Consider the following 20734-nt stretch of genomic DNA (forward strand, 5'->3'; position numbering starts at 1 on the left):
GGAGCTGATCGAGGTAGCGCTCCTGAATGTATTTTTTGAAACTCGCCGGATGCGTGGCGGGTAACCCTATGTATTCATCCAAATGAAACATGATTACCTTCGACCAATCGATGCCCTCAGAAGTAACAATGGTTTTTACCATGTCTATTTGGCTGGCACCGGTAGCCGTGACAATTACCGCTTGATCTCTTTCTAATAATGCATTTTTGATAACAGCGATCGCATATTGGCCAGCTGCAGCACTCATCGCCTCCTTGTCTTCGTAAATATTAATATTCAATCGAGTCGCTTCCATTATTGTTGTTTTATTGAGTGTCTTTAATAATTGCCGTTGTATCAGTATGCTAGGGTCATCAAACCGATTGTTTAGCTATTAAAGCGCAGTTGCTCCGTATTCTATTCGGTTTGATGTCTATAATTTTTTAGCCAATGGCCCCTAGTGGCTTCCATCTTTCGGATTTAAAGCGTTGGGGAATAGCCCAGTTTACCATTTATTAATCATTTTCTTTTAATTTCTAAAATGCATGTATTCTGCAAACTGAGGCTAGGTTTTGCCTTCAAAAAGTTGTTTATCAATTAATTCCTACACAGATAGGTTAGGTTTTATTTGATTTGGCACGACATTTTTATCGTATTAGGTGTAACTTATTTTAGAATCTTACGTCTCATCAATATGGACATATATCAATTCGCAACCGCCTACTGGGATCAGGTCTACGAAGAGCAAGAGACCAAGAAAAGCCCAAAACAGAAAAAACACAATTACAAAATTGACAAACAATATACAGTCAATTCTAAGGGAAAGGTCCGTTTTTTGAATTTTCCAACCATAGAATGATTGGAATCCAGTCTTTTTGGCCCAAACAGATCGGTGTCATCACGCAGCGGAGCAAGTTTCTATGCGTTTATAGTACATTGTCAGATCGGATGAAACAGTAATAAATCGGTTAAAATCTAGGCTGACACGAGCGAAGGGAGTGACTATAAGGGCCATAGGGCCACGAAGAGAATCGTGTAAAGAAGCGTTGGAAAATAGCTTTACCACAAGTTCAAGGTCTATATTTAGGAAGGTAAATAGGTTCTGATGGCATATTTTAAAGTATGTCCAATTTTTCAAAAATAATTCTGATACATCGCTGGTTTTTGTAGAATAAATACGATATTTTGCTGCCCTAATTGATCAGCATTCTATGAAACCATTCTACTTTAGCGTCTTATTTTTTGTTTGGGCCAATTATGCCATTGGACAGACACTGCCGGCTCGAATCGAAGCTGAAGCTTATACCAACATTTATGGGACCTATACCCAAATCTGTGAGGACAGCGGAGGAGGAAGTAATCTGGCATGGATGAACGACGGCCATTGGGCCGAGTACCAAGTAACGGTACCTCAATCGGGGTTTTATTCTTTCAATTTTCGTGTAGCCAATGGTTTTAGCCCTGATGCATCCTTGGTAATCAGTACTCCTTCAGGAAGTTTGATTGCTCAAGCCGATCTGCCCACAACCGGGGGGATGCAGTCTTGGAAGGATGTACGCCAAACAGCCTATCTTGTAGCGGGGACGCAAACCATTAGGATGACGGCCCAGCTTGGAATATTTAGCGTCAATTGGATAGATATACAGGAATCTGCTCCCGTTCCGGCCGTCATAGAAGCGGAAGACTTTGCCAACGCCTTTCAAGTTAATACGGAGCCTACTTCCGACACCGGAGGGGGAAGCAACGTGGGCTATATCGATGATAACGACTGGATGGATTATAATCTGTTAGTGCCACAGTCGGGTACCTATAAAATGAGTTTTAGAGTAGCCAACAGTTTCGGGAATGGTATTATAGAGATTCAGAACAGCACCGGGCTGCTCCTAGGCCAGGTGAATGTGCCCCAGACGGGTGGATGGCAGGTATACACAACCGTCGAAACCACCGTCAATCTCCCGTCTGGAAGTCAGATAATCCGCTTATTTGCCAATAAAGGTACCTTTAATTTTAACTGGTTTGAGGTGGCATCCATGGTTCCACAGGCTCCTGCCGACCCTTATATTGCCGTTCCTGCCGTCATAGAAGCCGAAAATTTTAGCAGCAGTGGTAATATCAATCTGGAGACGACTACCGATGTAGGAGGGGGGAGTAATATTGCCGGTATGGCCGACAGCACCTGGGCCGACTACCGGGTACTGGTCCCCACTGCAGGAATGTATACTTTCAATTTTCGTATTGGTAATGGATACAGTGACTTGGCTACCATTCAGGTTCAAGACAGCTCAGGGACGGTATTAGCCCAAACCTTGGTGCCTCGTACGGGGGGGCTACAGGCCTGGTCCAACGTGAGTGTCATCGCTGCTTTACCGGCCGGTCTGCAGACCTTGCGGATCTTTGCCCAACAGGGTGTTTTTACCCTCAATCGATTCGAAGTTACCGGCTCTAAAACTTTGCCAGGACGTATTGAAGCGGAAGCCTACGACAATGCGTCGAATGTAGGTGTGGAAGACACCGGCGATATCGACGGCGTCAGCAATGTTTCTCATATCGACGATGGCGACTGGGTCGATTATAATGTGCGTTTGAGCACAGCGGGGGCCCATACCTTCAAATTTCGGGTAGCAAATAGCTTTGGTAATGGTATCATAGAAATAAAAGATGTCTCGGGTAGTGTCCTAGGGCAAATAGACGTACCACGTACCGGAGGTTGGCAGGTATATACCACCATTCAAACCACCGCCAACTTGTCGGCCGGGAGTCAGGTGGTTCGTCTTTTTGCCAATAAAGGTACTTTTAATTTTAACTGGTTCGAGGTCGTTGAAGGAGGGGTCACCGCTAAAGCGAAACCGACCATTAGTTTCGCCAGCCTCCCTACTAAGGGGCTAGGGGATGCTGACTTTGAACTCAGTGCTACCACCGAAAATCAGGAGACTGGCCTAAGTTTCAGCTCGTCTGACCCATCGGTCGTGAGCGTATACCTAGACAATGGAATATGGAAGGCATCGATAGTGGGAGTGGGGACGGCCGCGATCACTGCCTCTCAGGGAGAGTCTGCCAGCTATGCCGCCGCCGACGACGTGATGCAGACGATCCAAGTTATGGCGGCGCCAACGGTCGACTTTGGGACAAAAATTGCCATGGATCCCACCCGGTGGTATCAGCTGACCAATGCCAGCAACGGGCTCGAAGGTTTTTTTGACGGGAACACTCAGGAGGACGTGTTGACGGGCTGGGGAAAGGTGATTAACGATTATGAGGCCTACTACCCCTTGCTCGACGATGAGCAAATGACCCTGAAGGCCATTAAGTTTTTCGATTTGAGTGGGTCTAATCCCGAAAGTCCTATGACGGTTTCGGTAATTACCGATTCCTGGGAGCGCAAAGAAATCGCTTCTTTTAAGGGATTGGTGTATAACGGATGGGTCGGCCCTTATCCCGATAGGAATACGGCTGGAGACGCTCAATATTTGCTCGATACGCTCATTACGAACGCACGGTATTTGGTAATCAAAATGTCTGGAGTAGTGCCTACCGAGATTGAGTTCTATGGCTCCCATACTGCTTCTACAACCACAGCTACTCCCGTTTCTGCTAGTAATGCACGGCTTGGCGACATGTTTGGAGTAAATGGTTATGAATGGAACTTCGAGCATGGGGCCACGCCATGGGAGCTGAATGGTCCGATGACCGATGCTGCCAAAAGTTTTACGGGTTTACGCCATTATATGGATTGGGAAAAATTAGAGGCGGAAGAAGGCGTTTATTCTTTTGCTCCCACCCTTAGCGGGGGGTGGAATTATGATAAGATTTATGAGTTTTGTAAACAACAAAATATATCGGTGTTGGCCTGTCTTAAAACCCTGCCGGGTTGGATGTTGGCCAGCTATCCAGAATCTGAAAGAGATTCTGAAAACGTACCCGTTCGGTACGGGAATGATTTTGCCGATCCGCCATCGTATATGGAGCAAGCACGTATCGGTTTCCAATATGCGGCGCGTTATGGCAGTAATACCCAGGTAGACCCTACTTTACTAAGTGTACACAATACTCCGCGTTGGACCGGCGACACGCCGAATACGGTAAGAATTGGCCTAGATTATATTGAATACATAGAATGTGATAATGAGCGAGATAAATGGTGGAAGGGAAGAAAAGGATATCAGACGGCTAGAGAATATGCAGCCAACCTTTCGGCCTTTTACGATGGGCACAAAAACACCATGGGGCCTGCAATAGGCATTAAAAATGCTGATCCCAATATGAAGGTCGTGATTGCCGGCCTGGTTACTGGCCCCGATTACCTAAAAGGAATGGTGGATTGGTGCAAGGAATTCAGAGGATATAAGCCGGATGGTACGGTCGATCTGTGCTGGGATATCGTGAATTTTCATTTGTATACCGACAATACCTCGTCGGCACAAAGTGGAACTTCGACCCGTGGGGCTGCCATAGAGACCACCAACGCAGGGGCTACTCTCGATGAGTTCCTAGAGGTATCCCATCAGCTCTGTTATGATATGCCGGTTTGGATTACCGAAACAGGGTTCGATGTCAGCCAAACAAGCCCCATTAAGGCCATACCCATTGGTAGCAAATCGGCCTTGGATACGCAAGCCGACTGGATATTACGAACCGCCTTATTTTCAGCAAGGAAGGGGATAGAAAAAGTGTTTTTCTATCAGATGTACGACGATAATGATGGGGGAGGGATGTTCGGTTCTTCCGGCTTGCTCAATGGAGATCAAACCCGCCGACCCGCTGCTGATTTCCTTTATCAGGTCAATAAGGTTTTTGGTGATTTTCGCTACCAACAAACCCTGAGCCAGGATCCGATCGTAGATCAATATACTCATAACGATCAAGAGATGTATGTGCTGACGGTCCCCGATGAAATAGGACGGTCGGTTAGTCATGTGCTAAGCCTAGGCGGAACGGGAACGGCGCAGGTGTATCGTCCGGTGGCTGGGGCCAATGCCATGAGTCTCGAAGAGGTACCTCTCGTAAATGGAAATGTCACGTTGACGGTGACCGAAACCCCCATGTTCGTGATGAAAGCCACGGCGAGCAGCGCCAGAATAGGACTGGTGGAGGAGCCAGTCGTTTTAGAAGAAAAAGAGACGCCCGCACTTCAGACCGAAGTAAATATATTTCCCAATCCCGCTTCCGATTATATGGAGGTCGACTTGGGGGGAACATCTACTACGCCTGCGCAAATTAGGGTATTTAATGGAGGTTCCGGACGCCTACATATGGATCGGCAGTATGCCACTGGGGAAGTCGCCAAGACGGTAAGAGTCGACCTGCGATCGTGGCCTGTGGGGGTGTACGTGGTGGAGGTACAGCAGGGAAGTCAACGTGCCTTAAGGAAACTGATCATTCAACACTAATACTACACACTATTTTTAGGTAGGCCCAGGTAGGTTTTATCCTGGGCCTCCTAGTATTCAACGGGAAAGAAGCTCGTCGGGCCAGGGAACTACCTTGCCTGTTTCAAGAAAATAGGGCATCTGCGCTTGGTATTCTTTTAGCTTGGAGGTGAAGTTTTTGGCCATTGCTTTGGCCTTTTTGGTATTAGAGCCAGCCAAGTCGTGCTGCTCGCCTATATCCTTTTTAAGATTGTATAATTCTAGTCGGCCCGCTCTATAGTCATAGATCATCTTCCAGTCGCCTTGCCGGTAAGCACTGGCCCAGTTAATGCTTAGGGTATCCTTAATGGTCCATCGATTGGGGTGGTGCCACAATAATTCCCTTTTATCATCCCGAAAAGAGGGTTTCTGCAAAATGGGTAGGAAACTCCTCCCCGTCATGGTTTGTACCAGACTGGGCTTTTCAATGCCTGCCACCTCCAGGATGGTCGGCATGAAGTCATCGATAATGACGTATTGTTGGGCTGTAGAGTTTGGTTTTATTTTTCCCGGCCAACGAACGATCATCGGCTCGCGAATCCCCCCTTCGTATACCGAACCCTTTCCGCCCTTTAAAGGGAGGTTATGGCTCCATTCGGCCCCTCCTCTAGGTGGGGTGAGGCTAAGGCCCCCATTATCGGACATAAAAATAATCAGGGTGTTGTCCGATAATTTTTCACGGTCCAAAAAGTCCATAACATCTCCTAAGCTCTTGTCCATTCCCTCTATTAAGGTGGCATAGCTCGCTTCGGTAGGGTTCATTCCTTCCTTCAGATAATGGTCTATGTACCTTTTGTCGGTATTGATAGGGCTATGTATTGCATAATGGGAAAGATACAGGAAAAAGGGCTGTTTCGATTCGATGGGCTTTTTTAGGGCCTCTAGCGCCTCATAGGTAATGGCATCGCTCAGGAAAGTATCGGTACCATGGTATTTTTCTAGTCCGGGAACCGCATTACGGTTTGGCTGGCCATCCTTAGGGTTGTCATAATTTTTTTCTCCCAAATAGCTGGCCGGGTGACCAATCTCACTTCCCGCAATATTCACTTCAAAGCCAATGTTGAGGGGATTGGCTGCAGGGGTGCCGGCTGAGCCAAAATGGGCTTTTCCGCTATGGATTGTATAATAGCCGTGGTCTTTCAATACTTGTGGAAGGGCGGTGGCATAATAGGTATTTTCTACTCCTGCTACAGGGCTAAAGCCATTCATATTCCATGGTACCGACTTAAATACCCGGTCGGGATGGTCCGTATTCCTGTTTTTGTTGGGATGGGTCCATTGGGTTACTTGGGTCTTTGCCGCGGTTACTCCCGTTATCAGGCTCACTCGGGTAGGGGTACATATGGGGGTGGCATAGGCATTGGTAAATTTCATTCCCTGCCGCGCTAATCTTTCCATATGAGGGGTCCTATAGCGTTTGTTAAATTCCGTTTTTTTGTTCCAAAATGGAACAGATGTGTCCTGCCAGCCCATATCGTCGACCATAAATACGATGATATTGGGGCGGTTGGAAGTATTTTGTGCCTTAGCAGCTAGGGGGAAATAGCCTAGAAAGGCGAACATCAGCAGGATGTTACGTTGTTTGGAGTTCATACCGGTTTGTTACAGAATTGATTTTTTTGTTTTTGACGATTATTCTACCCGGCCTATAGGGCGTACATTTTTTCCTTTCCTTTTCTGTAAGTCATCACCCAGGTCCGTTCTGGCTTCTTCTGCTAAGGCCTCTAGTTCCTTTACTATATCCGGATTTTGCTCCAGGACGTCGTAGCGCTCGCCAGGGTCGCGGGTCAGATGATATAAGGCCTTAGGGAAAAGGTGGTTCTCTGGCGCTGGTCCGGGCATCCCATCTTTACCGGGGAGTTGTCCTTCATAGCTCCTTCCGGCATGTTCAAATACCAGTTTCCAGTCGCCTTGGCGTACCGCTTCGAGGTTGTTTCGACGGTAGTAGTACAGGAAGTTCTTGCGGGGGCTGATGGCCTCCTCTCCCTTAATGAGGCCGGCCATGGAGATGCCGTCAATTTTTTTGGTAGGTAAGGCGGCACCCGTCAACGAAGCAATAGTCGGGAGTATATCCATAGCGGCCATCAGCTGGTTATTAACCCGGCCAGCAGGCACCACTCCGGGCCAGCGCATGATACAGGGTACCCGCTGCCCTCCTTCAAAAGAGCTGCCTTTGCCCTCTCGAAAACCACCGGTCGATCCGGCATGATCCCCATAGTTGAGCCAGGGGCCGTTGTCACTGGTGAAAATAACCAATGTGTTTTCATCCAAACCTTGTGCTTTTAATTCCTGCATGATTTGGCCTACCGACCAGTCTATCTCCATGAGCACATCGCCGAATATACCACGGGAGCTCTTCCCCCTGAAACGAGCCGAAGCTGCCAATGGTACATGGGGTAGTGGGTGTGGGATGTATAAGAAAAAGGGGTTGGACTTATTCTTTCTGATGAACCCAACCGCCCTTTCTGTGATATTAGGGGTAAGTGCGCTCGCATCGGATAGGGTTGCAATGGCATCGGCTTTTTCATTGCCTTCTATCCAAAATAAGGGAGGATACTGCGCATGGGCTTGGTTGGGATGCCCCGGCCACATATCGTGGGAGTAGGGGACTCCATAAAACTCATCGAAGCCCTGTTGAAGTGGTAAGAACTCCTTACGGCTTCCCAGGTGCCATTTCCCAAAGATGGCGGTGGCATAGCCCCTTTTTTTGACAACTTCGGCAATGGTCTCTTCCTCCGGGTTTAAGCCCACCTTCGATTCCGGTCCATAGGCCCCAGAAATGCCCAGGCGGTTGGGGTAACACCCCGAAAGGAGCGCAGCCCTCGAAGCGCTACAAACGGCTTGAGCCGCCATGAAATTGGTGAAACGGGTGCCTTCCATAGCCATTTTATCGAGGTTAGGCGTTAGGTAACCTAGGGCACCATTGACCGACAGGTCGCCATATCCCAAGTCGTCGATAAAAAATAATACTATATTGGGCTTTTCCTTGTGGGGGGGCACCCCCTGGCCGTTTACCGTGCTGGCCAGTAGTAGTAGCAGAAACTGAAAAGTGCGAAAGTTATGTAAGTTCATATGGTTAAGAATTGTGTAGATATTAATTGCGACTGGTTTAGGAGATATGATCAGGCGATTGGTCAGAATATGATACCGTAAAGTCTCCCTTACGAGTCCATTTTATGGTTTAGTTGTCAAATATTATAAAATAATATGTTTTTTGCGTCTCAGATTCGGTAAATATGATTTTTATCGAGGAATTTGACCATTAATAGGGATGGATGAGGAGCAAGTAATAATGCTGTCAGTAATTAACTGACCGATTACACTCCTTTTTTCGAAGGTCCATCTTTACATTTGTATACAAAAGGGACCAAAAGCCCGTAATAATGTTTAACGAGGATAGGGAATATGATGGGTAAAGATGACAAAGTTTATCTGGGAGTCAAAGAAATTGCCAAAAGAGCCAAGGTCTCTATAGCTACTGTTGATAGGGTTCTACACAATAGAACTGGTGTTTCAGAGAAAACAAGAAAGAAAATTAATGATATTATAGCTGAAATAGATTATCGACCCAATATACTGGCGAGTCGGTTGGCCTCCCGCAAGGCCATACAGATGGCGGTGCTCGTGCCGCATACCTCTATTGACACATCGTTTTGGGAGGCCCCTCTGCAAGGAATTCAACGGGCAGCTAAGGAATTGGAAAGCTACGGTATTCGGTTGGTATATTATTTTTTTGACCTGAATGACCGTCACAGTTTTACGGCTCAGGCATCCAAGCTACTCACTACCGAGCTGGACGGCCTGCTGATGTCGCCCACATTTGTCGATGAATCCATTGCCTTAACTTCGCGCTGCGATGAACTGAAAATCCCATACGTTTTCATTGATGCAGACCTGTCGACGTCCCAAAAAATTAGTTATATCGGTCCTCATCTATTTCAAAGCGGGTATGTAGGGGCCAAGTTGTTGACCTATAGAGCCGTGTCGCCCTTTACGGTATTGGTTGTGAATATTTCAAAAGAAATAGAAAATAATAATCACCTGACTATAGAAGCAGGGTTTCGGAGTTATTTCAAGGAGAAAGAATTGCAAAATCGGTTGGTAACTATCGACATTCGAGATACGGACAACTTATCGGTGGCGCGGCATCTGACAGAGGCCCTCCATAACCATCCCCATGTAGAGGGAGTTTTTGTTACCAATTCTAGGGTTTCGTCGGTGGCTACTTTTTTAACCAAGCTCAACCGGCCAGAAATACGCCTGATAGGCTACGATTTTCTCCAAGAAAATTGTCAATTTCTAGACCAAGGCGTCATCGACTTTTTGATTTGCCATAAACCCGAAGAACAGGGGTATCGGGGTGTTATGACCCTGTACCAATACCTGGTGGTAGATACCACAGTAGAGAAAATGCAGTACATGCCTATCGATATTGTCACGATGGAAAATAGATCTTTCTATCAAAATTAACCACCTTTAGGCTCTTGCTCCTCTTGATAGCGGGGGGAGCCTACTCCCTTCTTTCGTAGCACTGCTCGGGAGGTCATTGGGTCAATTCCCAAATATTGATTTGAATTAAAAGGGATATTTAGAATTTTTGCTATATATTCACCCTATAAGCCATTTTTTGCATTTAAAGTCTTATATTTACGGGTACGTACCCGTAAATATAAAGGAGGCTGATTATTCCTAAATTCTTATTCATGAAATTCACGAACGTACAAAGCAGAAGGTCCTTTATTCAATCGTCGCTATTAGCGGGCATTGGTGTTGGGCTACTCGATCCACTTTCTTTTCACAAGGCGGGAGTAGCAGGTAAGCGAGTAGGGATCATTGGTTTGGATACCTCTCATAGTGTAGCCTTTACCAAAGCATTGAATAGCCCCGATGCGCTGCTCGACTTTGATGGATACCGGGTAGAGGCTGCCTATCGATATGGTAGTAGGCAGATTGAGAGCAGCAGTAGTCGCATTCCTGGTTATACCGAAGAGGTTAAGAAGTACGGGGTCGCTATTGTCGATTCTATAGCGGACTTATTGGCTCGGGTGGATGTGGTCCTGCTAGAAACCAACGACGGTCGGCTACATTTGGAGCAGGCTTTAGCGGTATTGAAGTCGGGGAAGCGGGTGTTTATTGATAAGCCAGTGGCAGCGAGCCTGACGGATGTTATAAAAATATATGAGGCCTCCGCGACCTATGGTATTCCCATTTTTTCTTGTTCTTCCTTACGATATATTAAGGGGATTGAGGGACTCGACAAATCGAAGGTGCTTGGCGCAGATACCTTTAGTCCTGCTAAGCTAGAGGAAACACATCCTGATTTGTTCTGGTACGGAATACATGGGGTAGAGACGCTTTACACGGTGATGGGAACGGGGTGCGAAAGCGTAACTCGGGTGCAAACTGCCGACACCGAACTCGTTGTTGGCGTATGGAAAGACGGGCGTATCGGGACCTTTCGGGGGACCCGAACAGGCAAGCACGACTATGGCGGGACGGTTTTTACCCAAGACGGAAATACGGTCTTGGGGCCTTATAATGGGTATAATATGCTATTGGTAGATATAATTAAGTATTTCAAAACGGGTCAAGTGCCTGTGACTCCAGAAGAGACCACCGAGATTTTTGCCTTTATGGAGGCTGCCGATGAAAGCAAGAGGCAAGGAGGGAAGTCGGTCACCCTTGCCTCTGTGATGGATAAAGCCAAAAACAGCTAGTGAGGATAGTGCCAAATTATGAATGACGATACCAATATTTCGAGACGGGCCTTTATGGCTGGAGCTTTGGGGACACTCGCTTTGTCCAACGTCGGATCGACTTTTCTGGAGCCCATTATAGATATTCACCAGCATTCGCATTATTTGGGCCGGTCGAAGGCCGCTTTGTTAGCGCATCAGAAGGCTATGGGCATTTCGAAAACTATTTTATTACCGTCGGGCACACCGGCTTTTGGACTTTCCACCCATGGTGGGGTTTCTAATGGCTTGGAGGCGCAGTGTGGGGGCAATGACGAGTGCCTTGCACTGGTACGAGAATTTCCTGATTCCTATGCCTTTGGAGCCAACGAAGTTCCCGATGTAGCTGATGCCGTCAAGGAAATAGAAAAATATTTGAAATTAGGGGCCGTGGTGATAGGGGAGTTGAAATTTGGAGTGGAATGTGATTCCAAGGAAATGAAGGAAATTTATCATCTGGCCCAAGAGTATGATGTTCCGGTGCTGATGCATTGGCAGTTTGAGCGGTACAATTACCATTACGATCGCTTTTATAAGGTCTTGGAGCAATTCCCAAGGGTGAACTTTATTGGCCATGCACAAACCTGGTGGGCCAATATTGATAAGAATCATAGGGACCAAACGGTGTTATACCCCAAAACGAAAGTACAGGCAGGGGGGCTTACGGACCGCTTGCTTAGTGACTATCCCAATATGTACGGCGATCTTTCGGCAGGTTCGGGGCTATCGTCGATGACCAGAGACGAGGATCATGCCAAAGGCTTTTTAGAGCGACATCAGGACAAGTTACTTTATGGCAGTGACTGCAACGATGCGTTGGGTTATGGGGCTGGATGCCAAGGAGGTCGAACCATTGCAACGATCCGAAAATTAGCAAATACGAAGAATATTGAAAGAAAAATACTATTTGATAATGCAAAGAAGTTATTCAGAATTTAAAATGCTTATTTTAGAGACTGACAATTCTCACTCCTTGGCATAATCGAATATTACCATATGAAATTCACTAGTTATAGCTTCGTATTCTTGTCTCTTTTCTATACTTCAGCCTGCACACCCAGTAAGTATGCCGATCCGCTCAGCCCGGAGGCATCCTTACAGAGTATCGACCTGAACCCCGACTTCAAGATCGAGCTTTTTGCAGCTGAACCGTTGGTGATGGATCCTGTAGGGATGGCTTTTGATGAATATGGACGTGTTTTTGTGGTAGAAATGCCTGATTACCCTACCAAGCCAGAAACCGGAAAGGGGCGGGGGCGGATCAAAATGCTGACCGATTCGGATGGTGATGGCCGTATGGATAAGGCTATTTTATTCGCAGAAAACCTGTCGGAGGCGAGTAGTATCTTACCCTGGAAAGGGGGATTGTTAGTGACTGCCGCTCCCAATATTTGGTTTATGAAGGATACCAATGGCGATTTGCAAGCGGATCTTCAGGAGAAGCTTTTTGATGGATTCTATTCCGAACGAGTCGAAAACCAACTTTCTAGCCTCACGCTGGGAATCGACAATTGGATCTATGTAGCCAATTATGGTCAACCGGGCAAGGTACGAGCCCTGCGGCCCAAAAACAGGAAGGAACTAGATGTTCTGGGTGCGGATTTTAGATTTCGACCCGACAAGAACAAATTTGAAAGGGAGATGGGTAATGCACAATTTGGTCAAACTTTTAATGATTGGGGGCATAGGTTTATTACCGAAAATACGGTTCGCATTCAGCAGATCGTCATGCCTTGGCGATACGCTAATCGAAATCCATATATGCCCACTCATAAGGGGGCTATGGATATTAGCGACCAGGATAACACCATGTTCCAGGTGACTCCGGCGCCTTATTGGAGGGCCGAAAGAACCCGTCGGCGCAACGAACGCTTTCAGCAACAAGGGCTCGATCGGGTGGAATATGCCGAAGATTATTTTACCGCGGCATCAGGAGGCATCGTGTATACGGGGCACACTTTTCCGAAGGCATTTCAAGGCAATTATTTTGTGGGGGATGTAGCCGGTAATCTAGTTCACCGCGACTTGCTGGTTGCCGATAGCTTGAGCCCTGTTTATAAGGCCGTCAAACGTTTTCGAAAGGACACCAATAAAGAATTTTTGAGTTCGTCCGACCCTTGGTTCAGGCCGGTCAGCTTTACGGTAGGGCCCGATGGAGCCCTCTATGTGATTGATTTTTACCGACAACATGTAGAAACTCCCGAATCAATTCCCGACGATCTGAAAGAGGATATGGCTTTCAAGAACGGAGAAAACAGGGGCCGTATCTATAAGATTACCCCGGTGACTCCCGCTTCTTCCGAACAGGCAGCGTATAATTTGGGCGCCATGAGCTCTAAGCTCTTAGTGGGCCTACTTTCGTTTCCTAACCAGTGGCAAAGGCTTCAAGCGCAACGATTGCTTCTAGAGCGACAGGATAAAAGTATCGTTCCAACGGTATTGGCACTTCAGGCCAATGCAACAGACCCCTTGGCGCGCTTACATGCCTTATTCGTATTAGAAGGCCTCGGGGCATTATCTCCGGCGGCATTGCTGGCCGCCCTACACGACCCACACCCGGGAGTGCGGGAGTATGGGGCTATGCTCGCCGAAAATACTCCGAGTCTGACCAGTGAAGTGGCCAAAATGGTGGAAGACTCCTCCGTCCGAGTGGCTTATCAGGCAACCTTAAGTTTGGGGGGAAGCCAAGGTCCGAACATCACCGAGGCCATGCGGAAGGTTTTGATAAAAAGAGGGCAGGATCCTTGGTTACGAATGGCTGTTTTGAGTGGACATACCGCTCAGTCTACGGTGCTCCTGGATAGCCTAAAATACCATAGTGCTTATTTCGATAGCACTACCGCCGATCGTATCCAGTTTATTGAAGATTTTGCTTTCATTCAGGGAGCCAAAAATAAGGATAGGGACTTGGTGAAAATGTTGGATTGCCTGGCCGATACTACCCTTCCACATTACCAGACTTGGACGAAGTCGCTGATCAGTGGGTTGGTTCATGGCCGAAAATACCAATCCGATAACAACCGTCTAGGCCCATTGACCAAGGAGCGACTCAGCCAGCTGGCCCTAAAATCCGACGATCCTTCAAAAGAATTATTGGATGCTCTGTTAAAATAATGCTGAGATCTTTTTTTAAACGACAATCATTTCTAAACACTTAATTGAATATGAATAAGAAAAAAACGAAACCAGTGTCTGACTCGCAATTGGACTCTAGAAGGGAATTTTTGAAGAAATCGGCTACTGGGGCCGCCTTATTCTCACTAGGTGGGATATTACCTGGTTTTACGCCCAAGAGTTACGCCCGTATTATTGGAGCTAACGAAAAGGTTCATGTGGGGGTAATGGGTGTCAATAGCAGAGGGTTTGCCTTAGCGAGTAATTTCGCTCTTCAGCCCAATGCCACAGTAGTGTCCATTTCGGATGTTGACAGCAGGGCGGCAGAGAAGTGTATTAATGCCGTAAAGGATATTCAGCAGGTAAAGCCAGAGAACCATCCCGATTTTAGAAAGGCCTTAGAGAGTAAGGACTTGGACGTACTGGTGGTGGCTGCCCCCGACCACTGGCATGCTCCGGCGGCCATATTGGCCTCCAAAGCGGGTAAACACGTATACTTAGAGAAACCTTGTAGTCACAATCCTAATGAAGGGGAGCTGTTGATAAAGGTTCAGAAAAAATATGGTAATCAGATTCAAATGGGTAACCAGCGCCGATCGTGGCCCAATGTGGCAGAGGCCATCCGCGAGGTGCATTCGGGAGCTATAGGCCGGGTCTACTACGCCAAAGGCTGGTATACCAACAACCGAGAATCTATTGGGGTAGGGCAGCGAGTAGCCGCACCCGCATGGTTGAACTATGACCTATGGCAAGGTCCTGCTCCAAGAAGACCCTTCCAGGATAATTTGATACATTATAACTGGCACTGGTTTTGGCATTGGGGTACCGGCGAAGCCCTCAATAATGGTACACATATGCTGGATCTGATGCGCTGGGGAATGCAGGTGGAGTATCCAACTAAGGTGACTTCTGCCGGAGGGCGGTACCGCTATCAGGACGACTGGGAAACGCCCGATACCCAGGTGATCAACCTGGAGTTCGGCGACAAAGGTGCCATGAGTTGGGAAGGAAGAAGCTGCAATGGCCGGACCATCGAAGACAGTAGTGTAGGCGTCATATTTTATGGCGAAAAGGGATCGGTTCAAATAGATAGTGGTAACTCCTATAAGGTTTACGATTTGAAAAATAAACTCGTAAAAGATGTAAAAAACAATATTGCGATCGATGCCCGTAACAAGATGAACCCATCGCAAGCCTTGGACTCTTTTCACTTTCAAAACTTTTTTGATGCCATTAAAAAAGGCAGTGCTCTGAATTCGGATATTCTGGGTGGGCACCAGAGCACCTTGCTGGCACAGCTAGGGAATATAGCACAGAGAACCGGTGGGACGCTGGATGTCGATTCCCGCAATGGTCATATTCTTAACAATAAGGCGGCACAGAAGCTATGGGGTAGAGCGTATGAAAAGGGCTGGGAGCCAACCCTATAATCGGGACGATCCTTGATGATGAAGTCCTAAAAAAAACGCTGTCCTATTACAGAACATTCCTTTACTAACCGTGTATCACCCAATTGCCTTACTGGTAGAAGTGCGCAAGTCCTTCTTCTTAGGACTAGGCTTGGGGGGTACACAATTCCTAAACGCCTAGATTAATGAATGGTATTACACAAAAGATAACGGTCGATCAGCTCACTAGAAAACAGACGATTATTTCGATTCTGTTGATAGGAGTGATGTTTTTTATATTTGGTTTTGTTTCCTGGATTAATGCCATCCTCATACCGTATTTCAAGATAGCCTGTGAACTGACGAGCTTTCAGGCCTACCTCGTGGCTTTTGCCTTTTATATCGCCTACTTCGTGATGTCGGTGCCTTCCTCGTATTTGCTCAAATCGGTAGGCTTTAAGAAAGGGATGATGTACGGTTTTTGGGCCATGTCGCTTGGGGCCTTTATATTTTTGCCGGCGGCCATGCTCCGTAAGTATGAAATTTTTTTGCTGGGCCTTTTTATGATTGGAATTGGGCTGGCTATCCTACAGACGGCCGCCAACCCCTATATTACAATACTCGGGGACAAAGAAAGGGCGGCTCAACGGATTAGTATCATGGGGATCTGCAACAAGGCCGCAGGTATTTTATCTCCTATTATCTTTGCGGCCGTGGTGCTACGCCCTACCGACACCGCCATGTTTGCTGAGCTCAGTTCCATGACCGATGTGGCTCGAAATGCCGCCCTCGACGAGTTAATTCGCCGGGTAATCGATCCATATATGGCATTGGGTATCTTTCTGTTTGTATTAGGGTACTTGGTCTATCGCTCCCCCTTACCCGAAATAGATACGGAGCGCGAAACCGGCGGAGTAGCCGAGGCTAATGCTTCCAAAACGAGTATATTCCAATTCCCGCATCTGATACTAGGGGCCGTGGCCATATTTATGCATGTGGGTACCCAAGTGATCGCCATCGACACCATCATAAGCTATGCCGATTCGATGGGGATTGGTTTGTTGGAGGCCAAAGTGTTCCCTTCCTATACTTTGTTTTGTACTATTTGTGGATACCTCTTGGGAATCGCCGCCATACCCCGCTTTATAAGCCAGGTAAACGCCCTAAGAATCTGTACGATCCTGGGTACCATTTTTACCCTATTCATCATCTTTGCCAATGGCACGATCCATTTTCTGGGACATACGGCCGATATTTCGATATGGTTTGTGGTATTATTAGGCCTGGCCAATTCTCTGGTGTGGGCGGGTATTTGGCCTCTGGCCCTAGACGACCTTGGGCGCTTCACCAAGTTGGGGGCTTCCGTGCTGATCATGATGCTTTGTGGAAATGCGATTATGCCCGTGGTTTACGGACTATTGGCCGACATGTACGATGTGCGTAGTGCCTACTGGATTCTCATTCCCTGCTACCTCTATTTGGTATACTATGCCGTACATGGTCATAAATTAAGAAGATGGTCCTAGAAGGGCCCAATAAGTCTGATAGTAAGATACAAGAAGATGCTTAGCCCCAGAAGAGGGCATTAAACGAATGAAATAATGAAAATAAAAATTATTAACGGGACGGTTATCACCCCGTTTCGGACGATTGCCCAAGGAACTGTAGTGGTCGATCAGGGCAAGGTAGTTCAGGTATGCGCTGGGGATGTATCGGTGCCTGGTGCCACGGTGATCGACGCCGAGGGAAACTACGTAGCTCCAGGGTTTATCGATATCCATATCCATGGGGGTGGAGGACACGACTTTATGGATGGTACCGTTGAGGCCTTTTTAGGAATTGCCGAAAAGCATGCACAATTCGGTACTACGGCCATGGTGCCCACTACCCTGACCAGCGAGAAAGAGGACCTGCTCAATACCCTGGATGTGTACAAAGCCGCTTCTGCAGCCAATACCATGGGGGCCAGTTTCCTAGGGATGCACCTAGAAGGGCCCTATTTTGCCCTAAGCCAGCGTGGGGCTCAAGACCCTCGCTTTATCCGCAATCCTGATCCGGCCGAATATGAAGAAATATTAGCGCACTCCAGTGATATAACCCGGTGGAGTGCCGCTCCCGAGCTACCAGGAGCCATCGAATTTGGCAAAAGACTGAGGCAAAAGGGCATCCTAGCCGCCGTGGCCCATACCGATGCCCTATACGACGAAGTGCTGGAGGCTTATGAAAACGGATATACGCTGGCTACTCATTTGTATTCGGCCATGTCGGGGGTTACTCGCAAGAATGCCTATCGATATGCCGGTACCATCGAAAGTGCCTTATTGCTCGATATGGATGTCGAGATTATTGCCGACGGGGTACACTTACCAGCCCCCCTGCTCAAGCTGATCGACAAGATAAAAGGAGCCGACCAGATCGCCCTGATCACCGATGCCATGCGTGCCGCAGGAATGCCGGAAGGCGATAGTATCCTAGGCTCTCTCAAGTCGGGGGTACGGGTGTTGGTAGAAGATGGAGTGGCCAAAATGCCCGATCGTTCGTCCTTTGCAGGGAGTGTGGCCACCACCGACCGCCTCGTAAGAACCATGGTGCAGCAGGCGGAGGTATCTCTGCCCAAAGCGGTGAGGATGATGAGCCTTACTCCGGCACGTATTATGGGGGTGGATGCCCATAAAGGGTCCTTGGTAGCTGGAAAAGATGCGGATATCGTCATTTTTGATGCAGATATCAACATCCAGGCTACCCTCGTAGGAGGCAAGATAGTGTATCAGAAAGCATAGTATAACGGCTATTACCAATTTCTATTTCGCGCATGAATGATCAAGGTACTACATTTGAGGCAGGTTTATTAAAGGTTCAATACCTACCTACCCGACTGGAGTTAGGAAAAATGGCGGCCCTACAGGTAGCCCAAAGAATACATCAATTGCAACAAGAGCAGCAGATGGTTCATGTAATATTTGCTTCAGCACCCTCTCAAAACGAGTTTTTGGAGGCCTTGTGCACCGACCCGCTCATAGACTGGCAACGGGTGAGGGCCTTCCATATGGACGAATACCTAGGGCTGGCATCCGATGCCCCACAGAACTTTGGATATTTCCTTAAAGTAAGGCTTTTCGATAGAGTGCCTATCGAGGAAGTGTATTATTTGGATGGAAATGCCACCGACCTACAGGCCGAATGCGACCGGTATGCAGCACTGTTAGAAGAGTATCCTACCGATGTTGTATGCCTGGGCATAGGAGAAAATGGGCATCTGGCATTCAATGATCCGCATATCGCTTTTTTCGACGATCCCAAAACGGTGAAAGTGGTGGAGCTGGATCAGCCATGCCGGCAGCAACAGGTGAACGACAAGTGCTTCGAAACATTGGAGCTTGTCCCTTTATTGGCACTTACGGTAACGATACCGGCCCTTATGAAAGCCAGATATGTATATGGCATGGTGCCTGGTAAGAATAAAGCCGATGCCATCAGGCATACGCTGGAGGGTCCCGTTTCGGAAACCCATCCGTCTACGATATTAAAGCGGCACCCTGAAGCCTTTTTATTTATTGATAGGGACAGTGCAGGTAAACTATCCAATTTCTCGTCTTTGTAAGTAAGTTCTAAAGATAGGATCCATTTTTTTTAAGTAATGTTGGGGGGCGCTGGGTGGAGCATGTCAATTTCTGCAGGCGTCGCTTAGCTTTACCCATAAATTTTAACGTAAAAATGAAGGCAAAACTCTTAACCGTTGCTTTAGGCAGCATTTTAGCTTTGAATCAAGGATGTAACACCTCCAAAGACGCAGGGCAAGCGAAAAAACCATTGAGTTTGATGGTATTGGAGCCGGGTCATTTTCATGCCGCTTTGGTACAAAAGTCTATGTACGACCAAGTCGATTCGGTAGTGCATGTTTATGCTTCGGAAGGGCCAGATGTGCAGGCCTATTTAGAAAAGATAGACAAGTACAATACCCGTTCCGAAGAACCTACCAGCTGGCATGAGGAGGTATACACCGGTGCCGATTATCTCGACAAAATGTTGGAAGAGAAAAAAGGGAATGTAGTGGTGCTGGCAGGTAACAACCAGAAAAAGACCGATTTTATCAAGAAATCGGTAGATGCAGGCCTCAATGTTCTGGCCGATAAGCCTATGGCCATCGATACCGACGGGTTTAACTTATTGAAGGAGGCCTTTGGAAGTGCCCAAAAGAATAATGTGTTGCTTTATGACATCATGACCGAGCGTTATGAGATCACCAATACCCTACAACGGGAGCTGGCCGAAATTTCGGAGATATTCGGAGAGTTGGAGAAAGGTACCCCTCAGGACCCTGCAGTTGTAAAAGAAAGTGTTCACCATTTCTTTAAATATATATCGGGTGAGCCGTTGGTAAGGCCTACTTGGTTTTTCGATACCAAGCAGCAAGGTGAAGGAATGGTGGATGTTACCAGTCACTTGGTCGACTTGGTACAGTGGAGCTGCTTCCCTAATGAAATAATCGATTATGAAAAGGATATCGAGATGCAGTCGGCTAAGCGTATCCCTACCGAGCTTACTCCATCACAATTTAAGATGGTTACCAAAAGCGATACCTATCCCGAATTCTTGCAAAAGGACGTGAAGGACTCTTTGCTAAGTGTATATGCTAATGGTGAAATGACCTATAGCCTTAAGGGAGTGAATGCACGTGTGGCAGTGTATTGGAAATATCAGGCTCCTGAAGGTACTGGTGATACCCATTATTCTATCATGAAGGGTTCCAAAGCCAACCTGATCGTACGTCAGGGAAAAGAGCAAAATTATAAGCCTGTATTGTATATCGAGTCCAAATCGTCGGCTGATGGTTACCTGAAAGAGGTGGAGGAAAGCTTTAAAGCCATAGAAGCCAAGTACCCTGGTATTACGCTTAAGAAAATCACGAAAGGGTGGGAATTGGTGATTCCCGAGAAATATGATAATGGCCACGAGGCACATTTCGCTCAAGTTGCCAATAAATATATGGAATACCTCAAGGAAGGTGCACTGCCCGACTGGGAGGTTCCCAACATGATCTCCAAATATTATACTACTACTTCGGCCTTGAAGATGGCCATGGAGAATAAATAATTGGGTATCTAGGAATAGT

General features: G+C 47.2%; 13 protein-coding genes. 10 read left to right on the forward strand and 3 right to left on the reverse strand.

Features of this window, described 5'->3' with window-relative positions; translation table 11 throughout:
- Positions 1 to 295 (reverse strand): 6-phosphogluconolactonase (locus CLV98_RS22360; RefSeq protein WP_211320110.1); only part of this gene is annotated, 295 nt, incomplete at its 3' end.
- A gap of 895 nt (positions 296 to 1190) precedes the next feature.
- Between CLV98_RS22360 and CLV98_RS22365 the strand changes: the two genes are divergently transcribed.
- On the forward strand, positions 1191 to 5366 hold the full coding sequence (locus tag CLV98_RS22365) for a carbohydrate-binding protein (RefSeq protein WP_109678233.1): 4176 nt from the start codon (positions 1191 to 1193) through the stop codon (positions 5364 to 5366).
- Between the two features lie 57 nt (positions 5367 to 5423).
- On the opposite strand, the gene CLV98_RS22370 is transcribed toward CLV98_RS22365, so the two are convergent.
- Both CLV98_RS22370 and CLV98_RS22375 read right to left on the reverse strand, forming a co-directional pair.
- Positions 5424 to 6977 (reverse strand): sulfatase, encoded by a 1554-nt coding sequence (locus CLV98_RS22370; protein WP_109678235.1) that lies wholly within the window; start codon positions 6975 to 6977, stop codon positions 5424 to 5426.
- A gap of 39 nt (positions 6978 to 7016) precedes the next feature.
- Positions 7017 to 8456 carry a sulfatase family protein gene (locus CLV98_RS22375; protein WP_109678237.1) on the reverse strand — a complete coding sequence of 480 codons (1440 nt, stop codon included), beginning with the start codon at positions 8454 to 8456 and terminating at the stop codon, positions 7017 to 7019.
- Between the two features lie 333 nt (positions 8457 to 8789).
- Between CLV98_RS22375 and CLV98_RS22380 the strand changes: the two genes are divergently transcribed.
- The 9 genes from CLV98_RS22380 (at position 8790) to CLV98_RS22420 (ending at position 20715) form a co-directional block, all read left to right on the forward strand.
- Positions 8790 to 9854: a LacI family DNA-binding transcriptional regulator gene (locus tag CLV98_RS22380; protein WP_229203537.1), complete on the forward strand. Its 1065-nt coding sequence runs from the start codon at positions 8790 to 8792 to the stop codon at positions 9852 to 9854.
- A 233-nt stretch (positions 9855 to 10087) separates the two neighbouring features.
- Positions 10088 to 11101, forward strand: a complete 1014-nt coding sequence (locus CLV98_RS22385; protein WP_109678239.1) for a Gfo/Idh/MocA family protein — start codon at positions 10088 to 10090, stop codon at positions 11099 to 11101.
- Between the two features lie 18 nt (positions 11102 to 11119).
- Positions 11120 to 12058 carry an amidohydrolase family protein gene (locus tag CLV98_RS22390; RefSeq protein WP_109678241.1) on the forward strand — a complete coding sequence of 313 codons (939 nt, stop codon included), beginning with the start codon at positions 11120 to 11122 and terminating at the stop codon, positions 12056 to 12058.
- Positions 12059 to 12115: 57 nt separating this feature from the next.
- A complete protein-coding gene (locus CLV98_RS22395; RefSeq protein WP_109678243.1) occupies positions 12116 to 14233 on the forward strand; it encodes a PVC-type heme-binding CxxCH protein in 2118 nt (705 codons plus the stop codon).
- Between the two features lie 50 nt (positions 14234 to 14283).
- On the forward strand, positions 14284 to 15663 hold the full coding sequence (locus CLV98_RS22400; RefSeq protein WP_109678245.1) for a Gfo/Idh/MocA family protein: 1380 nt from the start codon (positions 14284 to 14286) through the stop codon (positions 15661 to 15663).
- Between the two features lie 164 nt (positions 15664 to 15827).
- Positions 15828 to 17147, forward strand: coding sequence for a sugar MFS transporter (locus CLV98_RS22405; protein ID WP_109678247.1), 1320 nt, complete (start codon positions 15828 to 15830; stop codon positions 17145 to 17147).
- A gap of 75 nt (positions 17148 to 17222) precedes the next feature.
- Positions 17223 to 18401, forward strand: coding sequence for an N-acetylglucosamine-6-phosphate deacetylase (gene nagA / locus CLV98_RS22410; RefSeq protein WP_109678249.1), 1179 nt, complete (start codon positions 17223 to 17225; stop codon positions 18399 to 18401).
- A gap of 32 nt (positions 18402 to 18433) precedes the next feature.
- Complete coding sequence (locus tag CLV98_RS22415; RefSeq protein ID WP_109678251.1) at positions 18434 to 19222, forward strand: glucosamine-6-phosphate deaminase; 789 nt, start codon at positions 18434 to 18436, stop codon at positions 19220 to 19222.
- Between the two features lie 113 nt (positions 19223 to 19335).
- Positions 19336 to 20715 (forward strand): putative oxidoreductase C-terminal domain-containing protein, encoded by a 1380-nt coding sequence (locus CLV98_RS22420; RefSeq protein WP_109678253.1) that lies wholly within the window; start codon positions 19336 to 19338, stop codon positions 20713 to 20715.
- Positions 20716 to 20734 lie beyond the last annotated feature (19 nt).

It is taken from the genome of Dyadobacter jejuensis, from assembly GCF_003149085.1.
Classification (GTDB): domain Bacteria; phylum Bacteroidota; class Bacteroidia; order Cytophagales; family Spirosomataceae; genus Dyadobacter; species Dyadobacter jejuensis.